We start from the raw sequence: 11279 nt of genomic DNA on the forward strand, positions 1-11279 counted from the left end.
TCGATGCGCCCCACTGAGATGAGCAACAAAAAACTCGATGCGGCTGGCGAAAGGCCTGCTCGATGGACCGGCGGGTCTGTCGGCGCGAAAAACGGTGATTGGCCATTGACCAACAAAGTCAGTTTACCTATAAACGCATTTATAACGTCATGCGGCACTAAATCCGTCATGGATGTATAGCGTGTCGATTGGCAATTCACCTGACCCGAAGAGCGAACAGCGTATGATCAAGGATTCCGACCTCCTCGTCCGGGGGCTCGAGGAGCAGGGGGTCAAATGCATCTTCGGGTAAACTCGATGCGGCTGGCGAAAGGCCTGCTTGATGGACCGGTGGGTCTGTCGGCGCGAAAAACGGCGTTTGGCCATTGACCAAGAAAACCACCTTGGCTATAGACGCTTTTATAACGTCATGTGGTATTGTTTCCGTCAGAGAGGTTCCATCTTGTCCATTAGTAATTCATCTGGCGCAAAGAGCGAACAGCGCAAGGGCAAGGGTTCCGACCGAGTTGTCGCGGTCCTTGAGAGAATGGGCGCCGAGCGCATCTACGGCGTCCCCGGCGAGGAAATCCTCGACATCATGGAGTCGCTGCGCAAGTCGAAGAAGATCAAGTTCGTGCCGACCCGTACCGAGTGGGGTGCGGCCCTCATGGCCGCCACCGAGGGCCGGCTCACCGGCCGCCCAGGCGTCAGCCTCGCCACCTGCGGCCCGGGCGCACTTAACTTCCCCAACGGCGCTGAGTATGCGCATCTCGGCGGATTTCCGCTGGTGATGATCGCCGGCCAGAAGCCGATCAACAGCAGCCTCCATGGGCACTTTCAGGTCAGCCCCCTCGTCTCCGTGATGGAGGGGCTCACCAAGTACGCAGTGCAGATCGGGTCGGTGCAAATGATCCGGCCAGTCTTCAGTGAGGCGTTCCGCATCGCTCAAGAGGAAAAGCAAGGCCCAGTGTCTGTTGTAATACCGGAAGACATTGCGGCCGAAGAATGTGAGGAGGATGAACTGTGATTACCAAGACCTTCGATCGCGCGGTTGAAATGATCGTTGCGGCCAAGCGTCCGCTGATCATGTTTGGCGGGGCGGCAAGCCGCCTCGACCAGCACTCGAACGCCCAATTCCGCGACTTCGTGCAACGCACCCGCATTCCCTTCTTCACCTCGCAAATGGGCAAGGGCGTCGTGGCGGAGGACTCCGACCTCTATATGGGCACGGCGGCGCTTTCCAAAGGTGACCATGTCCACGAGGCCGTCGACAAGGCCGACTGGATCATCGCGATCGGCCACGACACGTGCGAAAAGCCTCCGTTCATCATGTCTGAGGGCGGCCCGAAGGTCATTCACATCGCACATCAGCCTGCGACCTTCACACAGGCCTATTGGCCGCAGCTCGAAGTCATCGGCGAGATCGGCGCTTCAGTCGCGGCGCTGGCGGATCGCCTCGAGGGCAAGCTGCTCAATGCCGGCGCGCTACTGCCGCTGCGCGAGGAGATCCTCTCCCTGATTGGCGAGGGTGCCGATGATAAAAGTTGGCCGGTCACGCTGGATCGCATAGTGCACGTTGTTCGCAAGGTCATGCCGGAAGTCAGCATTGTTACGCTCGACAATGGCCTTTACAAGATCCCGTTCGCCCGGAAGTATCGGACCAATCACCCCAATACGCTGCTGCTCGACAACACGCTCGCGACCATGGGCGCCGGCGTGCCCTCAGCGATCGTGGCGGCGATGCTGAATCCCGGGCACCGCGCGATGGCGGTCTGCGGCGACGGCGGCTTTCAGATGACCGGCCAGGAACTGATGACGGCCGTCGAACAAAAGCTAAACCTCGTCGTCCTGATCTTGGACAACGGCGGCTGGGGCATGATCGAAGCGAAGCAAACCGCCAAAGGTTTCCCGAATTACGGTGTCAACTTCCTCAATCCGGATTTCGTGAAACTGGCCGAAGCCTGTGGCGCCAAGGGCACGCGGGTCGAAACGCTGGACGATCTGGTGCCGGCGCTGGAAGCCGCTTTCGAAGGCGGCGGGGTGCATGTGGTCGCAGTGCCGGTCGATGATTCAAAGTACAAGCGACTGCTCGGCGAACTTCGCTCGCCCAAGGCGAAACCGCCGAGCGCCTGATTGACCCGAAATAAACCGCCTCGGGGAGTGCCGGGGCGGTCGACAGCAAGGATCGGCTTTTCAGAGGGGGCGGGCGGGCAGGCCCTGCCGCCCGAGAGAGCCAAACAAAAGGACCAAACACATGGCCTTCACTTTCCAGACCACGCCCAACATCCGTTTCGGGGCAGGCGCGTCCAGCGAGATCGCCGACCTTCTCAAGGGCTACAAGGCCGCCCATGTGCTGCTCGTCACCGGCAACAACGTACGCGCGGCCGGGCTGACGCGCAAAGCGGAAGCGGCGATTGCCGAAGCCGGCATCGCGCTCACCGTGTTCGACGGCGTGCTCGCCGACGCGCCGTCGCATGTCATCGAAGCGGCGGCAGAAATTTGCCGCGAGTGCGGCGTCGACGTTGTCGTGGCGATCGGCGGCGGCAGCGCGATGGATACGGCAAAGCTCGTCGCCTATCTCGCCAAAACTTCGGACAAGCTTGATGATATCTATGGTGTCGGCCGTGCCACCGGCGATCGGCTGCCGCTGCTGCTGGTTCCGACCACGGCGGGCACCGGATCGGAAGTGACGTTGACCTCCATCGTTAAGACGCCGACCAACGAGAAGAAGGCGGTGATCTCGCCGCGCCTCCTCCCGGACTGGGCGATCCTCGATCCCGTACTGACGCTCGGCCTGCCGCCGCACCTCACCGCCCAGACGGGCATCGACGCCATGGCGCACGCAATCGAGGCCTATACCGGCAAGATCAAGAAGAACCCGATCTCCGACCAGCTCGCGTTGAAGGCGCTGGCGCTGCTGTCGGCCAATCTGAGGAAAGTCTACACGGACGGCTCTAACCTCGAAGCGCGCTCGGAAATGCTGCTCGGCTCCATGCTGGCCGGCATGGCGTTTGCCAACTCGCCGGTTGCCGCGGTGCACGCGCTCGCCTATCCGATCGGCGAGGTCTTCGATGTGGGGCACGGCCTCTCCATTGCGCTGGTCCTGCCTTACGTGTTGGAATTCAACCGCCCGGCGGCCGAAGCGCTCTATGCCGAGCTCTCCGACGTTATCCAGCCCGGCTATCGCCGCCAGTCCGATGCGGTGGACGCTGCGGCCTTCATCGCCGAGATCGAGGCGATCTGCCGAGACTGCGGGGTGCCCGGCTCGCTTTCGGCGGTTGGAATCGGCGAAGGCGATCTTTCCAAGCTGGCGGAGGGTGCGATGAAGCACGAGGAGCGCCTACTGGTCAACAATCCGCGCGAGCTCGACTACGACCAGGTTCGGGAGATCTATGCCAAAGCGCTTGCGGGAGTGAGCCGACCATGACCCCAAGCTCGGGCGACCAACCGGAATCTCCACATTCAACTTACGACATCATCGTGACCTTTGTCGGCTTCGCGACACCCATTCCTCTTCGCCTAATCCCGTATTCCCGCCCACGTAGCTGAAATAGCAGGAAATAATTGTTCGTCGGCTCAATCCGCCGGCCTGGCACGAATCTTGAGAGCTTTTGGGAGGCAGCGGAACGGCCGCCGTATCCACATTGCGGGTTAACCGCATTGCTTCGAACACATGAAGGAACGCCAAAGCATGGTAGCACCGCATCAGAGCGCATCCTATGGAAACGGTCGAATTGACAAATTCACCAAGATTGTCTCCGCCGCCGAAGCCGTCGCGACCATCCGTCCGGGCGATACAGTTGCTTTTTCCGGCTTCGTCGGCATCGGCACGCCGGAGGCGGTGATCTGCGCCCTTGGGAAGCGTTTCCTCGAAACGGGCGAGCCGAGCAATCTCACTCTCGTCTTTGCCGCCGCCCCAGGCAACGGCAAAGACAAGGGCCTCAACCGACTGGCGCATGACGGGCTCGTGAAACGCCTCATCGGCGGGCATTTCAAGCTGGTGCCGAAGCTGGCCCAACTGGCGGCCAGCGGCAAGTGCGAGGCCTACAATCTGCCGCTCGGGATCATTTCCCATCTCTTCCGCGAGATCGCTGGGGGCGAGCCCGGGCTGATCTCGAAAGTCGGACTTCGGACCTTCGTCGACCCGCGCATCGACGGCGGCAAGCTCAATTCCAAAACGACGGAAAACCTCGTCAAGCTCACGGAAATCAACGGCAAGGAGTGGCTCTTCTACAAGACCTTCCCCATCCACGTCGCCATCCTGCGCGGCACGACGGCCGATTCATCCGGCAATGTCACGATGGAGAAGGAGGCGCTGACGCTCGACAACCTGACGATCGCCACCGCCGCCAAGAACCGCGGGGGTATTGTCATCGCGCAGGTCGAGCGGATCGCCGCCGCCGGCTCGCTCAGCCCTCGCGAGGTTAAAATCCCCGGCCATCTGGTCGACTGTGTCGTCGTCGCCGAGCCGGAGCATCACATGCAGACCTATGCGACCCAATACAACGGCGCCTTCTCCGGCGAATTCCGCGCGCCGGCGGACAGCGCCGCCTCCATGGAACTGAACGAACGCAAGATCATCGCGCGGCGCGGCGCCTTAGAACTGCGGATGGGCGATGTCGTCAATCTCGGCATCGGCATGCCGGAAGGGGTTGCGGCGGTCGCGACGGAAGAGGGGATCATCGACAAGATCACGCTCACTACCGAATCCGGCACCATCGGCGGCACCCCACAGAGCGGGCTGGACTTCGGCGCGGCCAAAAACCCCGAATCGATCATCGACCAGAACCAGATGTTCGATCTCATCGATGGCGGCGGGCTGGACCTCGCCGTTCTCGGCTTCGCGCAGGTCGATGCGCAAGCCAATGTCAATGTCAGTCGGTTCGGTGATGTCCTCGCCGGCGCCGGCGGCTTCATCAACATTTCGCAGAACACCCGCCGTCTCGTCTTCTGCGGCACATTTACCAAGGACCTCCGCACCGAGATCCGGGACTGCAAGCTCGTCATCCTGCAGGAAGGGCAGGCGAAGTTCATCGAAAAGGTCGAGCAGATCACCTTCTCGGGCGAATATGCCCGCGAGACCCCCCAGACCGTGCTGTTTGTCACCGAGCGCTGCGTCTTCTCGCTGATCCCTGAGGGGCTGGAACTAATCGAAGTCGCGCCGGGGATCGATATCGAGCGCGACATCCTCGCCCATATGGAGTTCCGGCCGATCATCCGCCAGCCGCGCGAAATGGCGGCTGTGATCTTCGCCGACGGTCCGATGAATCTCGACCAGCTGCTGCTCGAACGCCTGCTTTCAGAGGGCATAGAGTTCGATGCAGAGCGCAGCACGAGGCCGCCAGCTATGGGCTAGACGCCCGCAACCTTGTAACCCCATCGTTTGAGGAGAAGCCCACCATGCCTACATCGCAGACCCCGGATATCCAAACGTTGACCAACCAGATCAACGAGATGCTCGCCAAGTTCAACATGCCGGGCGTCGATCCGGCAGCACTTGTTAGGGAGCAGGCCAGGAATATCGAGGCCTTCGCGCAGGCCACGCAGGTTGCCAACAAGGGCGCCTACGGCGTCGTCGAAAAGCAGCTGGAATTGTTCCGCGCGGCTTCCTCACAGCTCCTGATGATGTTTGAGGATGCGGCCCTTGCCCCCAAGGAGCGCGGCGAACTGGCGAAACAGGCTTACGAGGTGGCGCTGATCGGCTCGCGCGAGATCACCAGCATGGCGGTCAAGGCCAGCGAGAACGCTTTCGCCATCACCCGCAAGCGGATGACCGAGATTTTCGAGCAGTTCCGCAAGGCCGCGACAATCGGAAAGGATACGTGAGGCCGGACCTGCCGAACGGAAAGCATAATTCGTGCGTGACAATCTTCCACCCGTCGAGGTGATGGGGAGCTGCGAATAACGTCCTAGGAGGGACAACGACAATGAACGGAAACAAGCAGGCGGCGGGCGTCTATTCAGTTCCGAAGCAATGGGCCGAGCGCGCGTTCATCGATGCGCAGCGCTACGAGGCGATGTACGCGGCCTCGATCGCCAACCCGGAAGAGTTCTGGGGCGAACACGGCAAGCGCATCCACTGGATCAAGCCTTACAGTACCGTCAAGAACACTTCGTTTGAATCGGGCAAGGTCTCGATCAGGTGGTTCGAGGACGGCACCACCAACGTCTCCTATAATTGCATCGACCGGCATCTGACCGAGCGGGGCGACAAGTTCGCCATCATCTCGGTGGGGGACGACCCGAAGGATGACGCCCGCATTACCTATCGCGAACTGTACGCCCATGTCATGAAATGGGCGAATGTTTTGCGGTCGCAGGGCATCGGGAAGGGCGACAAGGTCACCGTATACCTGCCGATGATCCCCGAGCTCACCTATGCGATGCTCGCCTGCACGCGCATCGGCGCGATCCATTCGACGCTCTCCACCAATTGCCCGCCCAAAGTCCTGGCAAGCTGCATCGCCGATGCGGCGAGCACCGTCGTGGTCACCGCCGACTCGGGCACGCGCGGTGGGCGCAAGTTGGAGCTGAAGGTCAAATTGGACGCTGCGCTGGACAAGCTTCCCGAGGTGGTGACAAGCGTCATCGTGGTCAAGCACACCGGCGCGCCGGTCAGCATGCTGAAAGGTCGCGACCACTATTATGACGAACTCGCCGAGACCGTCCCCGATCAATGCCCGCCAGAGGAGATGAAGGCGGAAGACCCGCTGTTCGTCCTCTATACGTCAGGTTCCACCGGCAAACCGAAGGGCGTGGTGCATACCACAGGCGGCTATCTCGTCTATACCGCCATGACGCACCAATATGTCTTCGACTACCGCGACGGCGACATCCACTGGTGCACTGCCGAAATCAGCTGGATCACCGGCCACAGCTACACTGTCTACGGGCCGCTCGCCAACGGTGCGACGACCCTCATCTTCGAGGGCACCCCAACCTACCCGAGCATGTCGCGATACTGGGACATCATCGACAAGCACAAGGTCAGCCTGTTCTACACCGCCCCCGCGGCGATCCGCTCCTTGATGGGATCGGGCGAGGATGCGGTGAAATCGAATTCGCTCGCCTCGCTCCGCCTCCTCGGTTCAGTCGGCGAGCCGATCGACCCGAAAACCTGGGAATGGTATCACCGCGTCGTCGGCGGCGGGCGCTGCCCGATCGTCGACACCTGGTTTCAGACCGAGACCGGCGGCATCCTGATGACGCCGCTTCCCGGCGCCACCGAGCTGAAGCCAGGCTCCGTCGGCACCCCCTTCTTCGGCGTCAGGCCTGAGCTGGTCGATGCGGCGGGCAACGTGCTCGATGGCGTTGCAAACGGAAACCTGGTTATCGCTGACAGCTGGCCGGGCCAGATGCGCACGCTTTACCGCGACCACGAGCGCTTCGAGCAGGAATATTTCTCCATCTATCCAGACAAATATTTTACCGGCGACGGCGCCCGGCGCGATGCAGGCGGCCATTACTCGATCACGGGCCGCATCGACGACGTCATCAACGTCTCCGGCCACCGCATCGGCACGGCGGAAGTCGAATCCGCCCTGGTCGCCCACGCTAGCGTTTCGGAAGCCGCGGTGGTCGGCTATCCGCACGAGATCAAGGGGCAGGGCATCTACGCTTACGTAACCCTTATCGACGGCGAGGCTGCCTCTGACGAGCTGCGCAAGGAACTCGTTTCCTGGGTGCGCAAGGAGATAGGCCCGATCTTCACGATCGACAAGGTCCAGTTCGCGCAGGGCCTGCCGAAAACAACCTCGGGGAAAATCATTCGCCGCATCCTGCGCAAGATCGCTGAGGACAAATGCACCGAGTTCGGTGACACCTCGACGCTCTCTAACCCCGCCGTGGTCGATCACCTGATAGACAACCGGCTGAACCGGAAGGCTGCCTGACGACACCATGAAGACGTGGGTTCCGGCGCGTTACCGCACCGGAGCCGACGGGACGATCAAGGGAAGGACAATTTGTGGCCAGACGTACGAGGGAGGGAACGATGAGATTGATCATCCTTGGACCGCCGGGGGCGGGCAAGGGAACACAGGCAGCGCGCCTCGCCGAGCGGCTGGGCGTGCCACAACTGTCGACGGGAGATATGCTGCGCGCCGCGGTCACCAAGGGCTCGCCGGTTGGCCTTGCTGCGCGCGACCTCATAGCGCGGGGCGAATTGGTTGGCGACGACATCGTCGTCAATTGCGTCCTGGAACGCATCGCCGAGCCGGGCGCTGCGTCCGGCTTCATCCTCGACGGCTTTCCCCGCACGCTGGGACAGGCGCGGGCCCTCGACGAAGCGCTCGAAAAGGCACACCTCGGTCTGGATGCGGTGCTCGAACTGAAGGTCGACGAATCCGTGCTGCTAGACCGCATTATCTATCGGGCGCGCGAGGCCAAGGCCGCAGGCCTGCCGGTGCGCGCCGACGACAATCCGGAAGCGCTGAAAGTCAGGCTCGAGTCCTACCGGACGCAGACGCAGCCGCTCGCGGATCACTACCGCCCCGCCGGGCTCCTACGCACCGTTAATGGGCTGAGGCCCGTCGATGAGGTTACGTCCAGCCTTTTTGCGGAATTGCGGCTCCAACCGAGAACGGCCGACCCGGGCTCTCTTGGGTGACTTTCGATGAGCGACGCAAATCGTCTTTAAAAACCTACGGCTGGCGTTTTAGCCTCCCTGCATTTCTTGTCAGAAGCCCGAGCCAAGTAAAGTTGTCTGTCATTAATAACACCCACCAGGAAACCCAGCAGGCGACATTGAACTGGTAACTGGGTTATCTGTCCGATACCCGGAAGGTAGTGTGCGGAAGGTTCTGCAAATTCTCTGAAGGAGGCGGTCATGGCAGTCTGGTGATGTTCAACGTCACCTGATTCCCTGGAAGGAACGCCACCATGACCAAGAGTGAAGGTAAGACAGCCAGCGCCGCCGTCAAAGACATTTTGCTTTCGAACCCCGACGGGCTGCGCGAGGTGATCCGCACAGTGATGCAGGAGGTACTGGAAGCGGAGATGGACGAGACACTGGGGGCTGCAAAAGGCGAGCGCACACCGGACCGGCTAGGCTACCGCTCGGGCCACTATGGCCGCACGCTGATCACGCGGGTGGGCAAGCTTGAACTGCGGGTGCCGCAGGATCGCTCTGGGCACTTCTCCACCGAACTGTTCGAGCGCTATCAGCGCTCCGAGCGGGCGCTGGTGGCGACCTTGGCGGAGATGTATGTGCAGGGGGTGTCAACCAGGAAGGTCAAGGCGATTACCGAGGAGCTCTGCGGCCACGCCTTCTCGGCATCATCGATCTCGGCGATCAACAAGCGGCTGGACGAGAGCCTGAAGGCCTTTGCCGAACGCCCGCTGCAAGAGCCCTTTCCCTACCTGATCCTCGATGCCCGTTACGAGAAGGTGCGCGAGGCCGGTGTCGTGATGAGCCAGGCGGTGCTGATCGCCGTTGGCATCGACTGGGACGGACGGCGGCAGATTCTGTCCGTCGAGATGGCCGGCCGCGAGAGCCGCTCGGCCTGGAAGGACTTCCTCGTCAGGCTGAAAGGACGCGGCTTGAAGGGCGTCGAACTGGTGGTCTCCGACGATCATGCCGGTCTCGTCGCAGCGATCGGCGAGGTGATCCCGGAGGCTGCCTGGCAGCGCTGCTACGTGCATTTCCTCAGAAACGCCCTCGATCACCTGCCGCGCAAACATGGCGACGACTGCCTACAGGAGCTTCGATGGCTCTACGATCGGCGCGATCTCGATGAGGCGAAAGCCGATCTCGCCGCCTGGCTCGCCAAATGGTCGGTCCGCTACCCGCGGCTGACCACCTGGGTTGAGGAAACCATCGAGCAGACGCTGACCTTCTTTCGACTGCCGCGCCAGCATCACAAGCACTTGAAATCGACCAATATGCTGGAACGCCTCAATGAAGAAATCCGGCGCAGAACCTACGTCGTGCGCATCTTTCCCAATACCGAGAGCTGTCTACGCCTCGTGCGAGCGCTCGCCGTCGAAACCCACGAAAACTGGATGGAGGCCAACCGCTACATCAATATGGACGACCTGCGCGAGCACAAGAAACTCGCACTCCGTCAAGCCGCATGACCAGTCTCATGACCGCCCAATTTTGCAGAACTTGACGCACACAACCACCCGGAAACTGAAATGCACCGGGGCGGCACGACGGACAGCGTGGCGCCGGGCCAGGGCTCTGGCCCACCCGGGATGCCCGGCCGACGGCATGAGAGGCGTTGTCGCGCCCGCGGCGCCATCTAACCGCACGCCGAGCCAGCAGGAAGTTGCTTGGATGGCCCAGGATGAGGCGATCCGGCAGGGAGTTGATCTGCGCGCTCATAGCTCCCAACGTTCTCTTTCTCCATGGGGAGTGTCGAATTGGTTTCTCTTTCCCTGTGGCCACAACGCCTCAGTAGTAAGATTGACAGAGCGGCACCCGCCAAGCCGCCCGCTTTCCTCAGTCCGCAATGAATAGCTAACCCGCTGTTTAGGAGGTTAAATTCGAGGTGTGCACCTATGCGGGCGTCTTTCGATTTCATCCTTAGCAATGTCGGGAGTAAGCGATGCAGATAGTCTAACTACCATGGCGAGTACCGCCTCTCATCAGACGTAGAACACGGACAAGACGCCTCCGACTGCATCGGTGGGCGCACTCATGCGACACCTGAACGGGAAGCGGAGCCGATGCTCAGAAGACTCGTTGCAGCATGCCGGATTGTTTCTCTTTGCGTCGCCGTGGCGTTTGCCGCCAAAAGCGGCGTCGGCAACCTCGATCGCGGGGACACCAGACTTCTAATTTCGGAATGCAAGTTGCATGCATTACTGCGCACCCAATGCGCCTACGTGTTGGCTACAGCATTTCATGAGACTGGAGGCCTTATGATGCCGGTGCGAGAGACTTTCGCGACATCTGACGATCAGGCGATTGCCTGTCTTGACAGTGCATGGGCAAAGGGCAAACTGCCTTGGGTCACCTCCCCATATTGGCGTCAAGGCTGGTTTGGAAGAGGATACTCCCAACTCACGCACGAGAACAACTACCGCACGGTCAGCATCAAGCTCGGCATCGATCTCGTGTCCTTTCCAGCAAAAGCACTGATACCAGAAATTGCGGCGAAGGTGCTTGTCATGGGCTTGAAGGAAGGCTGGTTTACCGGCAAGAAACTCTCTGATTACATTAACCTTGGCACAACCAACTTCATCGGCGCTCGCCATGTTATCAATGGAACGGATCATGCGGGTAAGATCGCGAAATATGCCGTCGCGTACGACGCGACACTTGAGCAAGGCGGCTATAGTGTGATGTAAACTAC

Annotated in this window: 6 protein-coding genes and 2 pseudogenes; all 8 read left to right on the forward strand. The window is 61.0% G+C overall.

Annotated features, from left to right (window positions below):
• Window positions 1-526: 526 nt before the first annotated feature.
• The 8 genes and pseudogenes from N2599_RS34240 to N2599_RS34275 all read left to right on the forward strand — a co-directional run bounded on the left by N2599_RS34240 (window position 527) and on the right by N2599_RS34275 (window position 11274).
• A pseudogene (locus N2599_RS34240) lies at window positions 527-2112 on the forward strand (acetolactate synthase large subunit).
• Window positions 2113-2233: 121 nt separating this feature from the next.
• Window positions 2234-3406: an iron-containing alcohol dehydrogenase gene (locus tag N2599_RS34245; RefSeq protein ID WP_027513102.1), complete on the forward strand. Its 1173-nt coding sequence runs from the start codon at window positions 2234-2236 to the stop codon at window positions 3404-3406.
• A 264-nt stretch (window positions 3407-3670) separates the two neighbouring features.
• Window positions 3671-5311: pseudogene (locus N2599_RS34250) on the forward strand (acyl CoA:acetate/3-ketoacid CoA transferase); the annotation flags it as partial.
• Between the two features lie 68 nt (window positions 5312-5379).
• The gene (locus N2599_RS34255; protein WP_027513103.1) at window positions 5380-5805 is read left to right on the forward strand and encodes a hypothetical protein; all 426 of its coding nucleotides are present in this window, start codon (window positions 5380-5382) and stop codon (window positions 5803-5805) included.
• Window positions 5806-5906: 101 nt separating this feature from the next.
• Entirely contained in the window at window positions 5907-7871 is a 1965-nt protein-coding gene (acs, locus tag N2599_RS34260; RefSeq protein ID WP_027513104.1) for an acetate--CoA ligase, read from the forward strand.
• Window positions 7872-7972: 101 nt separating this feature from the next.
• Complete coding sequence (locus N2599_RS34265; protein ID WP_027513105.1) at window positions 7973-8587, forward strand: adenylate kinase; 615 nt, start codon at window positions 7973-7975, stop codon at window positions 8585-8587.
• 272 nt (window positions 8588-8859) lie between these two features.
• Window positions 8860-10056, forward strand: a complete 1197-nt coding sequence (locus tag N2599_RS34270; RefSeq protein WP_027513106.1) for an IS256 family transposase — start codon at window positions 8860-8862, stop codon at window positions 10054-10056.
• 594 nt (window positions 10057-10650) lie between these two features.
• On the forward strand, window positions 10651-11274 hold the full coding sequence (locus N2599_RS34275; protein WP_051336808.1) for a hypothetical protein: 624 nt from the start codon (window positions 10651-10653) through the stop codon (window positions 11272-11274).
• Window positions 11275-11279: the final 5 nt, after the last annotated feature.

The sequence above is a fragment of the Rhizobium sullae genome (assembly GCF_025200715.1).
In the GTDB taxonomy this organism is placed as follows: domain Bacteria; phylum Pseudomonadota; class Alphaproteobacteria; order Rhizobiales; family Rhizobiaceae; genus Rhizobium; species Rhizobium sullae.

Coding starts and splice junctions, on each gene's coding strand:
- N2599_RS34265 (WP_027513105.1), top strand. CDS start 7,973: ATGAGATTGATCATCCTTGGACCGCCGGGGGCGGGCAAGGGAACACAG.
- N2599_RS34270 (WP_027513106.1), top strand. CDS start 8,860: ATGACCAAGAGTGAAGGTAAGACAGCCAGCGCCGCCGTCAAAGACATT.
- N2599_RS34275 (WP_051336808.1), top strand. CDS start 10,651: ATGCTCAGAAGACTCGTTGCAGCATGCCGGATTGTTTCTCTTTGCGTC.
- N2599_RS34255 (WP_027513103.1), top strand. CDS start 5,380: ATGCCTACATCGCAGACCCCGGATATCCAAACGTTGACCAACCAGATC.
- acs (WP_027513104.1), top strand. CDS start 5,907: ATGAACGGAAACAAGCAGGCGGCGGGCGTCTATTCAGTTCCGAAGCAA.
- N2599_RS34245 (WP_027513102.1), top strand. CDS start 2,234: ATGGCCTTCACTTTCCAGACCACGCCCAACATCCGTTTCGGGGCAGGC.